This is a genomic window from Salisediminibacterium beveridgei (assembly GCF_001721685.1).
GTDB classification, from domain to species: Bacteria; Bacillota; Bacilli; order Bacillales; family Salisediminibacteriaceae; genus Salisediminibacterium; species Salisediminibacterium beveridgei.
Map to the genome: position 1 here is coordinate 3,538,418 of NZ_CP012502.1, position 19,393 is coordinate 3,557,810.

Below are 19,393 nucleotides of genomic sequence, written 5' to 3' on the forward strand. Positions count from 1 at the left end.
ACGCCTCCCTCTTGAGTTCAACATGGTATTGCACTCATTATAACAAGAAATTCAGTTTACGTATGGTCTTTTTTATGATTTGGCGAGCATTTCCAGTGTCTTGGCAAGCACATCCTCGAAGACAACATCCTCAGAGCGTTCCGCATTGATGACGGTAATTCGCCCTGGCTCCGCTTCAGCAAGCATCAGGTAGGTCCGGCGTACGTCTTCATGAAACGCCATCGACTCCGCGTCCAGACGGTTAAATTCCCGACCTTTGTGATCTCCGATCCGCTTTAAGCCCACTTCCGGGGATACATCAAAGTAAAACGTCTTCCCCGGGTAAAAGCCACCGGTGGCAAAATGATTCAACTCCCTGACATTTTCAATGCCGATTCCTCTTGCACCGCCCTGATAGACGAGGCTTGAATCAATAAAGCGGTCACACAAAACGATGCCGCCATTTTGAAGATGCGGAAGCACTTTTTCCATCAGGTGCTGCCGCCTCGCGGCTGCGTAGAGAAGTGCCTCTGTCCGGTCATCCATTTCCATATGTTCCGGATCAAGGATGACATCCCGGATTTTTTCGGCGATGATGCTGCCTCCGGGTTCCCGGGTCATCAGTACATCATATCCCTTGTCCGTTAAAGCTTCGTGCAGTCGCTTTAATACGGTTGTTTTGCCGGCTCCTTCGCCGCCTTCCACCGTGATAAATCGTTTTGCATCCGTCATTGATCATCGTCTCCTTCAGTCGGTCTGTATACGAGAACCCCTTCATGAATCCAGCGGTCCCCGGTTTGAAAAGCGACACCCGATCGGTGCGCTGCCAATAGATTCTCAATATGCGTTTGTGTAATCCGTGTTCCTGTGCGGACCACCGGTATGCCTGGCGGATACGGTGTGATCGTTTCGGCACTGGTCATCCCCGCGGCTTTTTCCATTGCTACGCGAAAGGTTGTGTGCAGGAAGCTTGTTTCCTCGCTCACCCACGTCCACTGCTCTTCCGTCGGCGAGACTCGAAACGGCAACGGATCGGCAGTTTCATTCATTTTACCGAAAATGTCAACCGCATGCGATTGAAGAAATACGGTTTCCCGGTTTCCCTCGAACAAAGGCATCGTGAGCAGCACATGTCTTGCCCCTTGCAATTCCGGGTAGGCAAACCGTTTTTCCAATTGTGCTTTCCACACAGCTGCTTTCATCTCTTCACTTGAAACGATTGGTAATTTATATGGATCCCGACGATACTCACCGAGGTTTTCCGGCATAACCGTTGCAGCCGATTCTTCAGTCAACTGCCGGACGAGTTTTTGATACTCGCTGATCTGATCTGTGATCACGTGTTTATCCAGACAGGCAAGCGTGGAACGGGCTGCATCCAAAGAGGCCATGATCAGGTATGAAGGACTGCTCGACTGCAGCATTTGACTGACACGCCTGACCTTCTCACTGTGCCAGGGCGCTGTTTTACCGAGGTGCAGCCAGGCACCCATGGTCAAGGCCGGCAGCATTTTATGCGCAGACTGCACGACGATATCCGCCCCTGCTGAAATGGCATGATCCGGCAACGCCGGGCTCATAAAATGAGCACCATGTGCCTCATCCACAGCTGAAATCATCCCCCTGGCACGGACCAGGTCCATCAAAGTCTTCAAGGGCCCTGCATAGCCTTCATAGGTAGGGTGGGTAAAGATCACCATCACGGTATCCGGATGATCCTCCAAAGCTGTCGTTAACGTCTCTTTTGACACCCCTAAAGGAACCCCCGTTACCTGTTCCTTATCCACTTCCACATACACACCCGTCAAACCGAACAATTCGAGTCCGTGCAAAATGGACTGATGGCTGTTTCGCTGAATCAGTACCTTTTTCCCTTCTAAAGACGCAAGGTAGAGCATGATCAGATTGCCGGCCGTGGATCCTCCTGTGAGAAAGATCGACTCACGGCTTCCATAGAGATCCGAGAGCAATTCCTGTGCTTCCTTGAGGGGACCGCGGGGATCGTACAGGTCATCGAGACCCCTGATTTCCGTCTGGTCCCATTCTCCGGCTGACCTTAGTGTTTCCAGGCCGCGTTGAAATAAGCGGCCGTTTTTATGGCCTGGCACGTGAAAGGAAGTGGGGGAGGACTGATTATGCTGTTGGAGTGCTTCAATCAGGGGACGCCGGTTATGTTTCAATTCTGATTCCTCACGATCTGATGGATTCTGTCCTTCATTATAGCGAACTTCATGTAATAATTGGATCATTTTCGAGAATTCGAAAGGAGAATATATTGCAGCTTCATCGGCTGGTTTGGTTCATTGAAGGAAATCAAACGCCGGGAGTGAAATCAACAATGAAGGATAACAGAGCTGTCAGTTTAATAAAAAGAGTGCCGTGGAAAAGGGATACTACACGAATTTTGAAAAGGAGGTCTGTTTAAATGCGACGGTTGCTCTTCTCATCCATTGTATGCGGCACAGCTCTTGTAAGCGCATGCCAGGAAGGAGGGAACGGCGTCGATCAGGACGAGAGTGATTTCAACAATGCAGCAGATGAAAATCAGAATTCGGAGTCAGACATGAACAACCGTGACAACGATCCTGAAAACAATATTGAAAATAATGAAAACACACAAAACGAAAACGCATCCAATCATCACAATGGAGAAGACATTGTATTTACAGAGGAAGATGCCATTGCGCTTCTTCATGCGTATGAAGAAACGCTGACGGATTATTTCGACGAAGCAATGGAAAACAATCAGCAACTGCCTTCCGTTGATGGTCTGGATGAAGTGGAAGATTCTCTTCTGTCACTCATGAGCCAAGAAGAAGCGGACTTTCATCTGGACACGTATTTCCGTGAAGAAGATGGCACAGTAACAGTCATTTCCACTGAAGCACCCGTCTGTTTTGATGACAGCGAAGGGTACACGTTTGAACACGAGGCACAATCAGCCGCGATCGTTCAGGAGCGGGACAATGAACTCATCGGCCATATTAATATGATTTATGATTTTGCTTATACGGATGAACATGAGGACTGGCAAATTGACCGCATCGAATCTGAACAGCTGGATGATTCGAGCTGATGTACAGAAAACCCGGCTTATCGCCAAACGTTGGTTACACTAATACTTCAATCGCAAAGCGATGTGAGACTTTCCTGAAATACAACAAAGGAGACAGCGTCCCGCACCTGTCTCCTTTCTGCCTGAAAATAAAAGCCTCTTATGTAACACCTTTGTTTGTCATCCCTGTTTCTTCAGAACAGACTCCGATCATCATGACTGCTGCTCGCTTTCACTGCCTCCACTGTTTATCAACCGTACACGTTCTTGCTCATCGGGATCCGCTTCCAAAAACGGCAGCTCTTCACCCGATTTCTCCATCTTATCGATGAGTTCTTCGTAGCGCCTCTCATTGGTTACCATCTCAAAATAGCCCATCGCCATGGAAATGACAAAGACGACCAGCCAGATGCTCCACAGTTCATTCATAAAGACCCTGAGCAGATCCGTCCCGCGCAGGATGGGTACCATCAAGGCGGTAAGCATAAACGTCCCCAGAAAGAAACTGATGCCCCGGCGGAGACCATTGACATGAATCGATCGCTGGCGTTTCAAATACCATTTATGAAGGAATTTTTTTTGCGATTTTTTGGGGTTACGAATTTTCCGGACCATCAGGATTGAAACAATCCCGACAACCAGATAATACGGCAGCAAATGAGCGATCTCGAACATCACAGGAATAACAACGAGCAAAAGCAAAAGCAGCGCCACATTGAACACTCTCGAAACAACGTTATTCAGTCTCATCCAATCACCGGCCCCTTCTCCTTGTTCCTACGATTTACCAGCAGACCGGGTTTCAAAAAACAGCCCCCGGTTCAAAACGAATCGGGGGTAAGGTCTGTTTATGAGGCCTGGCGGTTCTCCTGCTCCTCTGATGAACGTCTCGTCAACAGATAGAAAATCGGCGTATCGATCAATGCAATCACCAGTTTCACGGCGTACTGGCTCACAATCATGATCCAGAGGTTCGGAACCGTGCCGGCAAAAGCAATCGTGATGAAGATCGTCGTATCCACAAACTGTGAGGACGCCGTACTGACGTTGTTTCTGAGCCACTTCTTCTTTGCTTTCGTCTTTTCTTTTAATTTCTTGAAGACGTAGACGTCAAAGAACTGACTGCCAAGGTATGCTGCCATCGAGGCAAACGCGAACCGGTAGTTCTGCCCGAGGAGGGTCTCATAGGCTGCCTGGCTCTCTTGGGCAAACGGCGCCACCGGCAAAAACCCGCCGAGAACTATCATCGTACTGGCAAAGATTTGGGCCAGGAAACCGAAAATGATCGTCCTCTTCGCGGTTTCGTGCCCATATTTTTCATGAATGATGTCGGTGATGAGAAACGTAAAGGCATATGTGATGACCGCAGCCGGAATCACAATATACTCTCCGAAAGCAACCAGTTTGCCAGCAAGGACATTGGCAATCACAAGTGCAGTGGCAAAAATGACATTCAGCAAGACGAGGAGCTCACTTTTGTTCAGGTTAAGCTTCATGAGTCCGCTCCGCTTCTGTTTCCAGCTGAATCCCGCCACGCGGGGTCTGGTAAACCAGCACTTTCACCCGGGCCGGCTCAATGGCCGCCATCACGTCATCGGCTATCTGCGCTGCCAAGGACTCACAATAGGCCCCTTCATCCCGGTAAGACCACAAGTAAAACTTCAGCGACTTGGATTCAATGCATTTCTCCCGGGGGACATATTCAATTTCCACCTGACCAAAATCAGGCTGACCTGTTTTCGGACACACGGCAGTGAATTCCAATGCTTTGAATCGGACAATGGATACGTTGGGCGCCGGGAAGGCTTCGTTCTGAAGAACTTTCCGCCCCTCTTCGACGCTTTCCGGACGAGGCATCGGCCCCGAACGTGGTAAATAATAATTTTCTGACATGTACATCATCTCTCCCTAGTTTTGATAAAGCAGGATGGTTACGAACTGCTCAACGCCTCATTATACGCCCCGGTAAAGAAAAAAGAAAGTCCTGAATGAGTGTGAGTGGCTAAAATAGCTATAACACTGTCTGCCCCATTCCTGAACCCTTTGCTCCCTGTTGATGTATCAATCGGTCTCCTTGATGAAATCCACATCTTCTTCCCGGTTTTCAAGTCTGACGATTACTTCTTCATAACGTCTTTCGTTCATGGGAATACTTAAGTAGGCGACACCGACAGTAAACAAAAGTGTCACGGCAATCAGGAAAAGCTGTGTGGCTGCATGCAATTCCAGCAACGGAATCACCTGCCCTTCGATGATCAAGGGAAAAACAAACAAGCCGATTGTAAAATGCATGAAAAATACACCGCTGTTGATCGCTGCATTCACGTGTGGAGATCGTTTCCGATTCCTGTACCACTTTTTAAGAAATCTTCGTTTTGGTTTCAATGGGTCAACGAGGGCCTCCAGGCCGAACAGTGTCGCAATGACAACCACTGCGATATATGCCCAGAGATAAGCCACATCATACATCATTGGAAATGCGTACAGGATCATGAGGAATCCAAACATCATGACACGTTCGGCATTTTCTTTATTGAACCACTTCATGTACGTCATCCTCTCACTTTTGATACCTGGCAAAAATACGTTTTTAGCCATTGAAGGTTTCATTAACTTCCAATTTAAACACAAAAAAACCATTCTCCCGTAAAGGAAAATGGTTCTTTGTTGGCCTGGCGACGTCCTACTTTCACAGGGGGACAGCCCCCAACTATCATCGGCGCTGAAGAGCTTAACTTCCGTGTTCGGCATGGGAACGGGTGTGACCTCTTCGCTGTCGCCACCAGACTATGAAACTGAGTGTAACCACTCAAAACTGAATAACGCGTATGACGGGGATCATGAATCCGTGTCTTTCCTTCGTACATTAACTTACTTCGCTTAACGTTGGTTAAGCCCTCGATCGATTAGTATCACTCAGCTCCGCATATCGCTATGCTTCCACACGTGACCTATCTACCTCATCGTCTCTGAGGGATCTTACTCACCGAAGTGATGGGAAATCTCATCTTGAGGGGGGCTTCATGCTTAGATGCTTTCAGCACTTATCCCGTCCACACGTAGCTACCCAGCGATGCTCCTGGCGGAACAACTGGTACACCAGCGGTGTGTCCATCCCGGTCCTCTCGTACTAAGGACAGCTCCTCTCAAATTTCCTGCGCCCGCGACGGATAGGGACCGAACTGTCTCACGACGTTCTGAACCCAGCTCGCGTGCCGCTTTAATGGGCGAACAGCCCAACCCTTGGGACCTACTTCAGCCCCAGGATGCGACGAGCCGACATCGAGGTGCCAAACCTCCCCGTCGATGTGGACTCTTGGGAGAGATTAGCCTGTTATCCCCAGGGTAGCTTTTATCCGTTGAGCGACGGCCCTTCCATACGGTGCCGCCGGATCACTAAGCCCGACTTTCGTCCCTGCTCGACCTGTATGTCTCGCAGTCAAGCTCCCTTATGCCTTTGCACTCTGCGAATGATTTCCAACCATTCTGAGGGAACCTTTGGGCGCCTCCGTTACTCTTTAGGAGGCGACCGCCCCAGTCAAACTGCCTACCAGACACTGTCCCTGAACCGGATCACGGTTCGAGGTTAGAATTTCAGTACAGCAAGGGTAGTATCCCACCATTGCCTCCACCGAAGCTGGCGCTCCGGTTTCCAAGGCTCCTACCTATCCTGTACAAGCTGTACCAAAATCCAATATCAAGCTGCAGTAAAGCTCCATGGGGTCTTTCCGTCCTGTCGCGGGTAACCTGCATCTTCACAGGTAATATAATTTCACCGGGTCTCTCGTTGAGACAGTGCCCAAATCGTTGCACCTTTCGTGCGGGTCGGAACTTACCCGACAAGGAATTTCGCTACCTTAGGACCGTTATAGTTACGGCCGCCGTTTACTGGGGCTTCAATTCAGAGCTTCTCCAAAAGGATAACCCCTCCTCTTAACCTTCCAGCACCGGGCAGGTGTCAGCCCCTATACTTCGCCTTGCGGCTTCGCAGAGACCTGTGTTTTTGATAAACAGTCGTTTGGGCCTATTCACTGCGGCTCCCCCAGGCTGTTCACCCTGGGGAGCACTCCTTCTCCCGAAGTTACGGAGTCATTTTGCCGAGTTCCTTAACGAGAGTTCTCCCGCGCGTCTTAGAATTCTCATCCCGCCTACCTGTGTCGGTTTGCGGTACGGGCACCTGTTTCCTCGCTAGAGGCTTTTCTTGGCAGTGTAGAATCAGGAACTTCGCTACTTAATTCACTCGCGATCACAGCTCAACCTTACGGTTACGGGATTTGCCTCATAACCAGCCTCACTGCTTCGACGCACACGTCCAGCGGTGCGCTTACCCTATCTTCCTGCGTCCCCCCATTGCTCAAATGGAAACGTGGTGGTACAGGAATATCAACCTGTTTGCCATCGCCTACGCTTTTCAGCCTCGGCTTAGGACCCGACTAACCCTGAGCGGACGAGCCTTCCTCAGGAAACCTTAGGCTTTCGACGGAGGGGATTCTCACCCCTCTTTTCGCTACTCATACCGGCATTCTCACTTCTAAGCGCTCCACATGTCCTTGCGGTCATGCTTCTACGCCCTTAGAACGCTCCCCTACCCCGAACACCCGAAGGTGTTCAGCCATAGCTTCGGTGATACGTTTAGCCCCGGTACATTTTCGGCGCAGAGTCACTCGACCAGTGAGCTATTACGCACTCTTTCAATGATGGCTGCTTCTAAGCCAACATCCTGGTTGTCTAAGCAACTCCACATCCTTTTCCACTTAACGTATACTTGGGGACCTTAGCTGATGGTCTGGGCTGTTTCCCTCTTGACTACGGATCTTAGCACTCGCAGTCTGACTCCCGAGGATAAGTATTTGGCATTCGGAGTTTGACTGAATTCGGTAATCCTGTAGGGACCCCTAGTCCAATCAGTGCTCTACCTCCAATACTCTTCCCTCGAGGCTAGCCCTAAAGCTATTTCGGGGAGAACCAGCTATCTCCAGGTTCGATTGGCATTTCACCCCTACCCACACCTCATCCCCGCACTTTTCAACGTGCGTGGGTTCGGGCCTCCATTCAGTGTTACCTGAACTTCACCCTGGACATGGGTAGATCACCTGGTTTCGGGTCTGCAACCACGTACTTATTCGCCCTGTTCAGACTCGCTTTCGCTGCGGCTCCGCCTCTTCAGCTTAACCTTGCACGTAATCACAACTCGCCGGTTCATTCTACAAAAGGCACGCTGTCACCCATTAACGGGCTCCAACTACTTGTAGGCACACGGTTTCAAGATCTGTTTCACTCCCCTTCCGGGGTGCTTTTCACCTTTCCCTCACGGTACTGGTTCACTATCGGTCACTAGGAAGTATTTAGCCTTGGGAGATGGTCCTCCCGGATTCCGACGGGGTTTCACGTGACCCGCCGTACTCAGGATCCACTCCGGAGGAGGGAACGTTTCGGCTACAGGGCTTTTACCTTGTCCCGCGGACCTTTCCAGGTCGCTTCACCTACGCTCTCTCTTTGTAACTCCAATGGAGTGTCCTACAACCCCGAAAGGCAAGCCTTTCGGTTTGGGCTGTTTCCGTTTCGCTCGCCGCTACTCAGGAAATCGCTTTTGCTTTCTCTTCCTCCGGGTACTAAGATGTTTCAGTTCCCCGGGTCTGCCTGCCATTACCCTATGGATTCAGGTATGGCTCCCATCCCATTACGGATGGTGGGTTCCCCCATTCGGAAATCTCCGGATCAACGCTTACTTACAGCTCCCCGAAGCATATCGGTGTTCGTCCCGTCCTTCATCGGCTCCTAGTGCCAAGGTATCCACCGTGCGCCCTTTCTTGCTTAACCATTTCCTGTGTTCCCACAGGCTTTCTTTGGCGTCGTTTTAACCTTAACGTTTGAATTCAAGACACTCGGTTCCTCTCTATTTGAATAGGATTCATAATAGATGATTCACCGGTGATTCATGATGTTTCGTCATTTCGTTATTCAGTTTTCAAAGGTCACTGAAGAGGATTAACCCTTCAAAACTAAACAAAAACCAGAGGCAAAAGTAAAAAGGTTGAGCTTATCTGAAAACCGGAGGTTTCCAGCAAGTCTCCTTAGAAAGGAGGTGATCCATCCGCACCTTCCGGTACGGATACCTTGTTACGACTTCACCCCAATCATCTGTCCCACCTTCGGCGGCTGGCTCCCTAAGGTTACCTCACCGACTTCGGGTGTTACAAACTCTCGTGGTGTGACGGGCGGTGTGTACAAGGCCCGGGAACGTATTCACCGCGGCATGCTGATCCGCGATTACTAGCAATTCCGGCTTCATGCAGGCGAGTTGCAGCCTGCAATCCGAACTGAGAATGGCTTTATGGGATTGGCTCCACCTCGCGGCTTCGCGACCCATTGTACCATCCATTGTAGCACGTGTGTAGCCCAGGTCATAAGGGGCATGATGATTTGACGTCATCCCCACCTTCCTCCGGTTTATCACCGGCAGTCACCTTAGAGTGCCCAACTGAATGCTGGCAACTAAGATCAGGGGTTGCGCTCGTTGCGGGACTTAACCCAACATCTCACGACACGAGCTGACGACAACCATGCACCACCTGTCACTCTGTCCCCCGAAGGGGAAAACCCAGTCTCCTGGATGTTCAGAGGATGTCAAGACCTGGTAAGGTTCTTCGCGTTGCTTCGAATTAAACCACATGCTCCACTGCTTGTGCGGGCCCCCGTCAATTCCTTTGAGTTTCAGCCTTGCGGCCGTACTCCCCAGGCGGAGTGCTTAATGTGTTAACTTCGGCACTAAGGGTATCGAAACCCCTAACACCTAGCACTCATCGTTTACGGCGTGGACTACCAGGGTATCTAATCCTGTTTGCTCCCCACGCTTTCGCGCCTCAGCGTCAGTTGTAAGCCAGAAAGTCGCCTTCGCCACTGGTGTTCCTCCACATATCTACGCATTTCACCGCTACACGTGGAATTCCACTTTCCTCTCTTACACTCAAGTCCCCCAGTTTCCAATGACCCTCCACGGTTGAGCCGTGGGCTTTCACATCAGACTTAAGAGACCGCCTGCGCGCGCTTTACGCCCAATAATTCCGGACAACGCTTGCCCCCTACGTATTACCGCGGCTGCTGGCACGTAGTTAGCCGGGGCTTTCTCGTGAGGTACCGTCAAGGTGCCGCCTTATTCAAACGGCACTTGTTCTTCCCTCATAACAGAACTTTACGATCCGAGAACCTTCATCGTTCACGCGGCATTGCACCGTCAGGCTTTCGCCCATTGCGGATGATTCCCTACTGCTGCCTCCCGTAGGAGTCTGGGCCGTGTCTCAGTCCCAGTGTGGCCGATCACCCTCTCAGGTCGGCTACGCATCGTCGCCTTGGTGAGCCCTTACCTCACCAACAAGCTAATGCGCCGCGGGCCCATCCTGCAGTGAGAGGACGAATCCCCTCTTTTACGTAGGTACCATGCGATACTTACGGTCATCCGGTATTAGCCTCGTTTTCACGAGGTTGTCCCGGTCTGCAGGGCAGGTTGCCCACGTGTTACTCACCCGTCCGCCGCTCATTCCACTGACGTCCACCCGAAGGCTTCTGTTAGCTTCCTGCGCTCGACTTGCATGTATTAGGCATGCCGCCAGCGTTCGTCCTGAGCCAGGATCAAACTCTCCGATAAAGTGTGGCGTCCAATGCCTCAGGCATTTTCTTCCGCGTTCATCTGAAGTTTGATGCGCTAGCATCATACCAATGTTGATGACACATTGGATTTTCATTGACGGGATATCTTATTCATATATCCCACTTCTTTTGCTTGGTTTTTTGTTTAGTTTTCAAAGGTCAAAATTGTCTGTCGCTTTCTTAAGGCGACTCCATCAGAGTACCACAGTATTCGTTATTGTGTCAATAACTTTTATCATGAAGTATTATCTCTGAGCAGCCTGTGTTTCGGCGACAAGAAATAATATACCATCTATTAATCCATCCGGTCAACCATTAATCAAGAAAAAAATTCATTACACCATTTTACTGGAATCTTGTCCTGCGATGACGCGCTTGCTTCAATATAAAATAATATTTCGCTCGCGCAATTTTAGACTGTCGCTCGACTTCTGGAGAGGCATTCACCGATTGACGAAGGCGTGCATCAAGTTCATCTGACTGACGCTTGAATGTATCCAGTAAAGTAATAATGGCATTGTCTTTTTCTCTGCGTAATTTTCCCCGTTTCAAAAACATCCGATACCCTCCCCGTAATTACAACTCTCGACGTCCTTCAATCGCTCTCGATAGCGTCACTTCGTCGGCATACTCTAAATCTCCACCAACCGGAAGACCATGAGCGATCCGGGTCACCTTCATCCCTGTTGGTTTCACCAGGCGGGAAATGTACATTGCCGTTGATTCACCTTCAATGTTTGGATTGGTGGCAATAATCAATTCCTGAACCGTTTCATCCTGGAGACGTTTCAATAGATCAGGAATGAATATATCTTCCGGGCCGATCCCGTCAACCGGAGAAATAGCCCCGTGCAATACGTGATAAAGACCGGTGTATTCTTTCATTTTTTCCATTGCAATCACGTCTTTTGCATCCTGGACAACACAGATAATCGACTGATCCCGCGATTGATCATCGCAAAGCCGGCATGGATCTGTATCCGTGATATGGTGACAAACCGAGCAATAGGTCAATTCGCGCTTGGCATTGACCAGTGCTTTCGCAAAATCCAGCACATCATCTTCATTCATATCTAACACAAAAAAAGCTAATCGCGCAGCGGTTTTAGGGCCTATGCCGGGCAATTTCATAAATCCCTCAATTAATTTGGAAACGGGTTCTGGATACTGCACAATATATTCCTCACTTTCACGGATGATTGAACGACTTCATGCTGACATCCTATAGAGATAGAAGAAGAAAAGACCTGGACCGCAAAAGATCCAAGGTCTTTTCGCATTGTTATCAACCTGTTGCTCCGTCGATGAAGCAACCGTGTTACATCATGCCGGGAATATTCATACCATTTGTGAATTTACCCATTTTTTCGTTTACAATTTCATCCACTTTATTCAACGCTTCGTTTGTCGCAGCAAGTACGAGATCCTCCAGCATTTCCACATCGTCAGGATCAACAGCTTCGTCATTGATCTGGATATCCAGTATCCGCTTATCGCCACTGGCGATCACTTTTACCATGCCACCGCCTGCAGTTGCTTCAACCGTTTCCTCTTTCAATTGTTCCTGTGCTTTGGCCATGTCCTTTTGCATTTTCTGCATTTGCTTCATCATATTTCCCATGTTTTTCATCACTCAATCATCCTTTCAATAATCTATCAAAATTACTCTTCCACCCGAACAAGTTCGGGGCCAAACATTTTCATAGCCTCGTCCACCACCGGATCCCCATCATCGTGATCTTCTTGCGGCGATACGTCAGATTGCTCTTTTGCCAAGTCACTGGGGCTCGTGTCTTCTTTCTCTGTCTGTTCTCCTGATGGTTCTTCCTGATCCGGCTTCTCAGCAGATGGGGTTTTCTTCTGATCTCTGAGAAATTCAGCTTTTACTTTTTCCCAATCGTCTTCAAGCAATGTAAACATGGTCAACTGAGTGCCCATTAATTGTGAAATAACACCTTCAATCAAATCGCGGAATTTATCATCCACCATATTCCTGTGCATTTCATTCTTGAAAGCGAGAACATATTGTGACTGGGACGAAACCACAGGCTTACAGTCATTCAACCAGGCCGAGGCAGCAACATTCTGTTGCTTGACTGTGTCGGTAATCTGAGCCCAGCTTTGGTGCAGTGCCTTCAGGTGAGCCTTCGTTGCGTCATTAAGAATCCCTTTGACCCGCTGCATATTTGCCCGGCTTTGCCCACTGGTTGCTTTTTGAGGCGGTTTCCTTGCCGGAGCATGTCCAACTGCCTGCTCTGGCGGAGTCGTTGCCACACTTCCGTTAGTTACGGGCTGAGGTGCTGCCTGAAGCCTTGTTTCTAAATCTGCCACCTTGTGCTTAAGCGCGTTGATTTCCTGTTTTGTCTCTTCGGATATATTTGCTGTGGCCGCAGCAGTCGTTTTCAGCTGACAAGCCTGCACAATGAACAGTTCGAGAAACACGGCTGGATGACTCGCCCATTTCATTTGCTGCTGAAAATGATTCAGCTTTTCCATCAGCGCAAACAGCCACGTTTGTTCCACGCGATCCATCAATGACTCAAATCGCTTGTCCCCGAGTGTCCGGTCTTTCGATTCATCCAGATCCGGCGCTGCTTTCGCCATCAGAAAATCCCTGGTTAAAAAAATCAGGTCTTCAATAAACCGCCCCGGATCTTTTCCGTCCGTCATCAGCCGGTCAATGGTACGTAGTCCCGCTGCCACGTCACCGTCGAGCATCGCTTCCACATTGTCGTACATCATTTCCTGTGAAGCAGCCCCGATAATCGAGAGCACATCGTCGACAGTCACACGATCCTCCGCGTAGGAGATCGCCTGATCGAGTAAACTGAGTGCGTCACGCATCCCACCTTCAGACGCTCTGGCGATCATCGATAAAGCGTCAGGATCGACACCGACTTCTCCATCATTCAGGATCTCTTCCATTCGGCTGATCATGGAATGAGCAGTAATCCGTTTAAAGTCAAATCGTTGACACCGTGATATGATGGTTAATGGAATCTTATGCGGTTCAGTTGTCGCCAGGATGAAGATTACATGACCCGGCGGCTCTTCAAGTGTCTTCAAAAGGGCATTGAACGCACCCGTGGTGAGCATATGCACCTCATCGATGATGTACACTTTATAACTGGCGCCACTTGGCGCAAATTTTACCCGATCACGGATTTCACGGATTTCATCCACACCGTTGTTACTTGCAGCATCAATTTCGATCACATCCACAATACTGCCGTCCTGAATGCCTTTACAAGTCACACATTCATTACACGGTTCATCCACCGGGGCTTGCTCACAGTTTACCGCTTTGGCTATGATTTTTGCTGCACTGGTTTTCCCGGTTCCACGCGGTCCGCTGAACAGGTACGCGTGAGAGAGTTTATTCTGCAACAGAGCGTTACGCAATGTGCGGGTAATATGTTCCTGACCTACAACGTCACCGAGAAATTGCGGCCGCCATACACGGTATAATGCCTGATAGGCCATATCCTTCTCATCCCTCCTCACGCCCTGTCCGTAAACAGCGCACCATGCATATCACTATTATTATACCGGTTCAACACCGGAATGTGAACCGTAGAGAAATACAATTAGACAAAGCCGGTGAACCGGCAGGTTTTTCCTCAATGAAGCGTCATGAATCTGAACTTGCAGTAGATCGGTTAGCGTTGTTACTGATCCTGGAATATAAAGTAAACCTGGCTTGTCGACAAGCCTCTTCTGCACTTATACTTCAATCCTTTAACGACCATAAACATTTCTATGACGTATTAAAAAACAACCTTCAAACCGGTTCGGTTCAAGGTTGTCAGGTTATTATAAATAAGTGCCGTGCACCTTCCTTCGATCGATGTTCCACAAGCGTTAAACCGGCAGTTTGCTCGGTCCAGGTAACTCTGCGGCACACGAAATGGTCTGCTTACTGCTGCTTCCTTCCGGACCTGACAGGATTCACAGGATTCCGTTGCGCAGAACCCAAACGTCAACACCACTTACCGGAGTCAGACCAAGCAGAACAAGGACCTCGGGAAGGGATTCAGCCTCGCTATAGCGGATTGCGAGTACAGGGCACCGCTACCTCCCCACCTAGCACGACAAATTTGATAATGAAATTGGTGCGTTTTTTCAACGCAAGGACAAGTATAGCGTTTTTACGCTTGAAATGCAATAGATGAAAACAGGTTACTCTTCTTCATTTTCAGCAGCTTTTTTCTCTTCAGCTTCTTGAAGTTTCGCCATGAGAATATGCGGTGGAGTATGCATCACATGCTCAAGTGGCATGTTTAATTTTTCGGAAAACATTTGTGCCGTTTCAAGGGAGATCTGATTCGGTCTCACGATGCCCCGCCTCCTTTTCTTGTTGTTTTCGTTTGTTTCTGAGAGTCTTGAAAAATGCCGACAGTTTAGTGGAAGCTTCTGCTTCTAGTACTCCGCCCGTTACCAACGGAGCATGATTAAACTTCGGTTCATCGAGCAGGTTCACCACTGTCCCGCAGGAACCACCCTTAGGATCAACTGCCGCAAACACGACACGTTCCACTCTCGATTGAACGATTGCGCCTGCACACATCGGGCACGGTTCGAGGGTTACGTATAACGTGCACTTCTCCAGGCGCCAGGATTTCAATTCCCCGCAGGCCTTCTCAATCGCAATCAGCTCTGCATGAGCGGTTGCGCGTTGGTTTGTTTCTCTTTCATTACGACCTACTGCAATAATTATATCATCTTTTACAATCAACGCGCCAATCGGAACTTCGCCATGTTTCTCTGCCTCATCCGCTTCCTTTAACGCAAGTCGCATATACTCCTCATCTTTCAGTTGCTGATCGGGGTTCATCAGACTCACCTCAATAGACATTTTTAGAAAAAAAAGAAAAGACGAAGGCGATCCTTCGTCTTTTCAGTATACATTATTTCAATGATTTCGGGTTGAAAGCATCCTTGATCCCTTCACCGATAAAATTGATGGACAATATCGTCAACGTAATCGCAAGCCCCGGTGGCATCCAGATCCACCAGTAGTTTCTGATCACATTCGGATTACTTGCCTCACTCATCATATTCCCCCAACTAGGCGTTCCTTGAGGCACACCGAAGCCGAGGAAGCTGAGTGCCGTCTCTGCCACAATCATGACCGCCAAAAGCAAGGTTGCCTGAACGATGATTGTTGTCATGACGTTTGGCAGCATGTGCTTACGAATCACCTTGAACGGCGTACCGCCTATGGAAATCGCGGCCATGACGTATTCATTCTCTTTTTCAGACATCGTCTTACTCCGCACAACACGGGCAGCACCTGTCCAGGAGAGCACCATCAGAACAAGAATCAGTGCCCCTATGCCCGAATCACGGAAAATCGAAGCCAGAACAATGACAAATACGAGGAACGGAAAATTCATCATAAAATCAGTAAAACGCATCAATACGGCATCAACGACGCCCCCATAATAGCCGGACACGGAGCCGATAATCGTTGCAATAATGACAATCCCGATCGTTGCTGTAAAACCAATCAGCAACGACGTCCTTGCTCCATAAAGGAGAAGCGTCCAGACATCACGACCTGAACCGTCCGTTCCGAGTAAATGATCGCCTCCTGGTTCGGTAAATCGATTGGTCGGATCCACACGACTCGGATCAAATGGTGCGATCCAATAGGAAAGTGCAGCAAGAATCACGATTACCACGAGAAAAATCAGGCTCATCATCGCCAGTTTGTTTTTCAAAAACTTTTGCCTTGCAATCGACCAGGGGGACTGCTTTTTCGCCTTTTTTTCAAGCTTTTTTTCAGTTGTTTCATCTATTGTGGCCATAAAGACATCCCCCTCTATTCGACTCTGATTCGGGGATCGACAACACCATACACCAAGTCGGCAATCAAGTTACCAACCAGCGTTGCAATGGAGAGCATGAGCGTAACCGCTACTACAACAGCCGAATCTCGTTGTTGAATAGACGTAATCAGCAGTTCTCCAATTCCCCGATAAGAGAAAATAGTCTCAATAATAACGGAACCGCCAATGATACTGGCAATATCAAAGCCGAACAGCGTTACAATTGGAATGATCGAGTTACGTAATATGTGCTTGTTATAAATTTCGTTCTCCGGTGTTCCTTTTGCACGGGCCGTGCGTACATAATCCTTTTGCGAACTTTCAATGATATCATTACGCAAAAACTGTGTGTAACTGGCCGTTGTCAACATCCCCAACACCAGTGCAGGAAGAGCCACATGGTGCAATCTGCTCATCCAGTATTCCAATGTACCTGCGGTTAAGCCGGATCCAATACTTCCTGTTGCCGGAAACCAGCCTAGCTGGAATGAAAAGAAGAAGATTGCAAAGATCGACGCCACAAAACTCGGGATGGCGAGCATCAGATAGTTGGCACCTTGAATCGTATAGTCACCAGGTGTATAAGGGTTTCTACCTGCATATCGACCCATTAAAAATGCAAGTATGTACGTAATAATCAATGACAGAACCGACAGCCGGATCGTGTTCGGAAGTCTCTCCCCAATCAGATCCATCACACTCATTCTATGCACAACCGAGCGACCGAAATCCCATTGAACAACGCCGGAAATCCATCGTCCGTATTGAACGTAGGCTGGATCATTCAGTCCCAGTTCTTCCCTCATCTCTTCAATGTATTCCGGGTTACTGCTGCTCGGATCAATCTGACCGGACAACGCGTCCCCAGGCATCATCAGCGCCAATGCAAAAACAACAATAGAGATCATGACCATGATCGGAATCATGATAAGTATGCGCCTCATTGTGTAAATTAACATGATCATTACTCCTTGCTTAAGTAGTGTCATGAACGCCCTGTTAACCTCCACCCCAAAAGAGTGGAGGTTAACGAGTTTACGTTCATGTGATACATCTTACTGTTCGCGGTACCAAAGGTGTGGATCTGGTGTTGCGTCGCGTACTTCTGGAGTTACGCCACCGACATCAGCCGAAACACCGTAAATGTTAACCGGCGAGCTGAGTGGAATCATTGGCAGTTCCTCATTAAAGAGTTGGTGCCATTCCTGGTAAACTTCCTGACGGTATTCAAAGTCGAGCGCTTCTTCCGAAACACCGTCCCGAATCAACTGGTCAGATTCTTCATTTACCCAACGGCTGAAGTTCCAGAAGTCTGTTGACAACCAAAGGCCACTAAGGTCAGGGTCAGCTGTTGCCAGTCCCCACGCACCCAAAAAGATGTCAATGTCAGGATCGTCTTCTTCAACCAGGTCATAGAACAGGTTGAAGTCATAAAGCTGTCCATCCATGAGCTGTGCGTTAATGCCTGCATCCTGAAGGTTCTGGATGATGTACTGGGCACGTGGCTCAGCAATGTCAGCAGGTGCGTTCATGGCAGCAAAGTTTACTGTGAACTCTTCACCATCTGGATCTTCAACAAAACCATCACCAGTCACGTCTTCATAGCCTGCTTCCGCAAGAAGTTCTTGCGCGCGTTCAGTGTCGTATTCAAATTGATTCAATTGTGACTCGTCCGGGTAACTCCAACGGATCACGGATTCAGGGGCATTGATTACTGTTCCATAACCTTCTGAGAAAGCATCAATGATGCCCTGGCGGTCAATCGCATGTGCAAAAGCGTGACGAACTTCTTTGCTTGCAAATTTCTCATTGTCCATCACAGCTGTTCCTTCTTCTTCATCCCAGTGACCGAGCTTAAAGCCGATATAGCTGTAAGAGAGGGCTTCGATTTCTTCCAAAGTAACTGTATCGTCACCTTCAAGTGGTCCTGCCTGACCTGCAGTCAGTTCAATAATATCCACTTCACCTTGAGCGAGCAGTTCACCTGCGAGGTCGCCGTCTACAATACGATAGACAACACCGTCAAGGTTCGGTTCACCTTTCCAGTAGTCTTCAAACGCTGAATACTCAATCATTTCACCTGGTACAACGTTATCCACTACGAATGCACCGAGACCCACTGGATTCCGACGGATTTCATCCGCGTCTTCCATTTCAGAAACTTCCAGGTGTCCAAGGTGATTTTCGGACATTGGGTAGCTCCAGAGGTTAGCCAGGTTGTTCGCTGCAACTTCATTGAACTCAACGGAGAATGTGTAGTCATCGATGACTTCCACACCTGCGAGCTCATCCGCTTCACCTGCGCGGTAATCTTCATATCCAACAATCCGGTCTACGTTCGTTTGACGAGCCGTGTTTCCATCCGGATGTGCGATCGTCTCATAAGAGAATTTGAAATCACTTGCAGTCAATTCCTCACCGTCGTGCCACATGACACCTTCTTCAAGATGGAAGGTTATCGTTGTATTGTCGTCAGACCATTCCCAATCATGTGCGAGGCTTGGCTCCAGATCAAAATCATTTTCTGAACGCACTTCATAAAGGCCTTCGCCATTAAACAGTGAAAGTGCCAGACTGTCGTCCTGACCTTCATACCAGGCCCAGTCGAGAAGACCGGCGAATGGTGAAGTGTAACCGTACGTGACCGTACCACCCTGAGGTGCATCACCCTCGGCTGCTTCATCGTCATTATTGTTGTTGTCGTTATCGTCGTTCATTTCCGTGTTATCATTGTTGTCGTTTCCAGGATCAACATCATTGTTGTTCCCGTTGTTATCGTTGCCACCACATGCAGCGACGACCATCGTTGTGGACAGAAGTGCAGCTGGCAAAACCAATCTTGATTTCTTCATACGTTCATTTCCCCCTTTGAAATGTTTGC

The 19,393-nt window shown here is 48.8% G+C and carries 16 protein-coding genes, 3 rRNA genes and 1 other RNA gene; 1 reads left to right on the plus strand and 19 read right to left on the minus strand.

All coding sequences use genetic code 11. The annotated features are described in order from the left end of the window. Nucleotides 1-72: 72 nt before the first annotated feature. Both tmk and BBEV_RS16805 read right to left on the minus strand, forming a co-directional pair. Nucleotides 73-711 (minus strand): dTMP kinase, encoded by a 639-nt coding sequence (gene tmk / locus BBEV_RS16800; RefSeq protein WP_069366501.1) that lies wholly within the window; start codon nucleotides 709-711, stop codon nucleotides 73-75. Next, complete coding sequence (locus BBEV_RS16805; RefSeq protein WP_069366502.1) at nucleotides 708-2,228, minus strand: aminotransferase class I/II-fold pyridoxal phosphate-dependent enzyme; 1,521 nt, start codon at nucleotides 2,226-2,228, stop codon at nucleotides 708-710. The genes tmk and BBEV_RS16805 overlap by 4 nt, the downstream gene beginning before the upstream one ends. Nucleotides 2,229-2,404: 176 nt before the next feature. On the opposite strand from BBEV_RS16805, the gene BBEV_RS16810 reads away from it, so the two are divergent. Beyond that, nucleotides 2,405-3,055: a hypothetical protein gene (locus BBEV_RS16810; protein ID WP_069366503.1), complete on the plus strand. Its 651-nt coding sequence runs from the start codon at nucleotides 2,405-2,407 to the stop codon at nucleotides 3,053-3,055. A gap of 192 nt (nucleotides 3,056-3,247) precedes the next feature. Here BBEV_RS16810 and BBEV_RS16815 read toward each other — a convergent pair whose 3' ends face one another. The 17 genes from BBEV_RS16815 to opp4A all read right to left on the minus strand — a co-directional run bounded on the left by BBEV_RS16815 (nucleotide 3,248) and on the right by opp4A (nucleotide 19,364). After that, nucleotides 3,248-3,784: a hypothetical protein gene (locus tag BBEV_RS16815; protein WP_069366504.1), complete on the minus strand. Its 537-nt coding sequence runs from the start codon at nucleotides 3,782-3,784 to the stop codon at nucleotides 3,248-3,250. Nucleotides 3,785-3,882: 98 nt separating this feature from the next. Further along, on the minus strand, nucleotides 3,883-4,530 hold the full coding sequence (locus BBEV_RS16820; protein ID WP_069366505.1) for a queuosine precursor transporter: 648 nt from the start codon (nucleotides 4,528-4,530) through the stop codon (nucleotides 3,883-3,885). Next, on the minus strand, nucleotides 4,520-4,927 hold the full coding sequence (queF, locus tag BBEV_RS16825) for a preQ(1) synthase (RefSeq protein WP_069366506.1): 408 nt from the start codon (nucleotides 4,925-4,927) through the stop codon (nucleotides 4,520-4,522). The genes BBEV_RS16820 and queF overlap by 11 nt, the downstream gene beginning before the upstream one ends. A gap of 168 nt (nucleotides 4,928-5,095) precedes the next feature. Then, a complete protein-coding gene (locus BBEV_RS16830; protein ID WP_069366507.1) occupies nucleotides 5,096-5,581 on the minus strand; it encodes a hypothetical protein in 486 nt (161 codons plus the stop codon). A gap of 123 nt (nucleotides 5,582-5,704) precedes the next feature. Next, nucleotides 5,705-5,821: ribosomal RNA gene (gene rrf, locus BBEV_RS16835) — 5S ribosomal RNA — on the minus strand. A gap of 99 nt (nucleotides 5,822-5,920) precedes the next feature. Continuing rightward, nucleotides 5,921-8,854: ribosomal RNA gene (locus BBEV_RS16840) — 23S ribosomal RNA — on the minus strand. A 258-nt stretch (nucleotides 8,855-9,112) separates the two neighbouring features. Then, nucleotides 9,113-10,679 (minus strand): 16S ribosomal RNA (locus BBEV_RS16845). The 16S, 23S and 5S rRNA genes sit together here, the layout of an rRNA operon. Nucleotides 10,680-11,026: 347 nt before the next feature. After that, complete coding sequence (locus tag BBEV_RS16850) at nucleotides 11,027-11,239, minus strand: YaaL family protein (RefSeq protein WP_069366508.1); 213 nt, start codon at nucleotides 11,237-11,239, stop codon at nucleotides 11,027-11,029. An 18-nt stretch (nucleotides 11,240-11,257) separates the two neighbouring features. Then, nucleotides 11,258-11,854 (minus strand): recombination mediator RecR, encoded by a 597-nt coding sequence (gene recR / locus BBEV_RS16855; protein WP_069366509.1) that lies wholly within the window; start codon nucleotides 11,852-11,854, stop codon nucleotides 11,258-11,260. A 145-nt stretch (nucleotides 11,855-11,999) separates the two neighbouring features. Continuing rightward, nucleotides 12,000-12,311, minus strand: coding sequence for a YbaB/EbfC family nucleoid-associated protein (locus tag BBEV_RS16860; protein WP_069366510.1), 312 nt, complete (start codon nucleotides 12,309-12,311; stop codon nucleotides 12,000-12,002). Nucleotides 12,312-12,343: 32 nt separating this feature from the next. Beyond that, a complete protein-coding gene (gene dnaX, locus BBEV_RS16865; protein ID WP_069366511.1) occupies nucleotides 12,344-14,164 on the minus strand; it encodes a DNA polymerase III subunit gamma/tau in 1,821 nt (606 codons plus the stop codon). Between the two features lie 343 nt (nucleotides 14,165-14,507). Beyond that, an RNA gene (gene ffs, locus BBEV_RS16870) (signal recognition particle sRNA large type) lies at nucleotides 14,508-14,773 on the minus strand. 87 nt (nucleotides 14,774-14,860) lie between these two features. Further along, on the minus strand, nucleotides 14,861-15,016 hold the full coding sequence (locus BBEV_RS16875; protein WP_069366512.1) for a YycC family protein: 156 nt from the start codon (nucleotides 15,014-15,016) through the stop codon (nucleotides 14,861-14,863). After that, the gene (tadA, locus tag BBEV_RS16880) at nucleotides 14,991-15,536 is read right to left on the minus strand and encodes a tRNA adenosine(34) deaminase TadA (RefSeq protein ID WP_232318223.1); all 546 of its coding nucleotides are present in this window, start codon (nucleotides 15,534-15,536) and stop codon (nucleotides 14,991-14,993) included. The genes BBEV_RS16875 and tadA overlap by 26 nt, the downstream gene beginning before the upstream one ends. Nucleotides 15,537-15,588: 52 nt before the next feature. Further along, a complete protein-coding gene (gene opp4C / locus BBEV_RS16885) occupies nucleotides 15,589-16,491 on the minus strand; it encodes an oligopeptide ABC transporter permease (protein ID WP_069366513.1) in 903 nt (300 codons plus the stop codon). A 14-nt stretch (nucleotides 16,492-16,505) separates the two neighbouring features. Continuing rightward, nucleotides 16,506-17,471 (minus strand): oligopeptide ABC transporter permease, encoded by a 966-nt coding sequence (opp4B, locus tag BBEV_RS16890; protein ID WP_069366514.1) that lies wholly within the window; start codon nucleotides 17,469-17,471, stop codon nucleotides 16,506-16,508. 96 nt (nucleotides 17,472-17,567) lie between these two features. After that, a complete protein-coding gene (gene opp4A, locus BBEV_RS16895) occupies nucleotides 17,568-19,364 on the minus strand; it encodes an oligopeptide ABC transporter substrate-binding protein (protein WP_069366515.1) in 1,797 nt (598 codons plus the stop codon). Nucleotides 19,365-19,393: the final 29 nt, after the last annotated feature.

What these genes read in the sequence shown, in the direction of transcription:
- BBEV_RS16815 (WP_069366504.1), bottom strand. Translation starts at nt 3,784, where the DNA reads ATGAGACTGAATAACGTTGTTTCGAGAGTGTTCAATGTGGCGCTGCTT.
- BBEV_RS16805 (WP_069366502.1), bottom strand. Translation starts at nt 2,228, where the DNA reads ATGATCCAATTATTACATGAAGTTCGCTATAATGAAGGACAGAATCCA.
- BBEV_RS16850 (WP_069366508.1), bottom strand. Translation starts at nt 11,239, where the DNA reads ATGTTTTTGAAACGGGGAAAATTACGCAGAGAAAAAGACAATGCCATT.
- opp4C (WP_069366513.1), bottom strand. Translation starts at nt 16,491, where the DNA reads ATGGCCACAATAGATGAAACAACTGAAAAAAAGCTTGAAAAAAAGGCG.
- opp4B (WP_069366514.1), bottom strand. Translation starts at nt 17,471, where the DNA reads ATGTTAATTTACACAATGAGGCGCATACTTATCATGATTCCGATCATG.
- dnaX (WP_069366511.1), bottom strand. Translation starts at nt 14,164, where the DNA reads ATGGCCTATCAGGCATTATACCGTGTATGGCGGCCGCAATTTCTCGGT.
- tmk (WP_069366501.1), bottom strand. Translation starts at nt 711, where the DNA reads ATGACGGATGCAAAACGATTTATCACGGTGGAAGGCGGCGAAGGAGCC.
- queF (WP_069366506.1), bottom strand. Translation starts at nt 4,927, where the DNA reads ATGTCAGAAAATTATTATTTACCACGTTCGGGGCCGATGCCTCGTCCG.
- BBEV_RS16860 (WP_069366510.1), bottom strand. Translation starts at nt 12,311, where the DNA reads ATGAAAAACATGGGAAATATGATGAAGCAAATGCAGAAAATGCAAAAG.
- opp4A (WP_069366515.1), bottom strand. Translation starts at nt 19,364, where the DNA reads ATGAAGAAATCAAGATTGGTTTTGCCAGCTGCACTTCTGTCCACAACG.
- BBEV_RS16820 (WP_069366505.1), bottom strand. Translation starts at nt 4,530, where the DNA reads ATGAAGCTTAACCTGAACAAAAGTGAGCTCCTCGTCTTGCTGAATGTC.
- tadA (WP_232318223.1), bottom strand. Translation starts at nt 15,536, where the DNA reads ATGTCTATTGAGGTGAGTCTGATGAACCCCGATCAGCAACTGAAAGAT.
- BBEV_RS16830 (WP_069366507.1), bottom strand. Translation starts at nt 5,581, where the DNA reads ATGAAGTGGTTCAATAAAGAAAATGCCGAACGTGTCATGATGTTTGGA.
- BBEV_RS16810 (WP_069366503.1), top strand. Translation starts at nt 2,405, where the DNA reads ATGCGACGGTTGCTCTTCTCATCCATTGTATGCGGCACAGCTCTTGTA.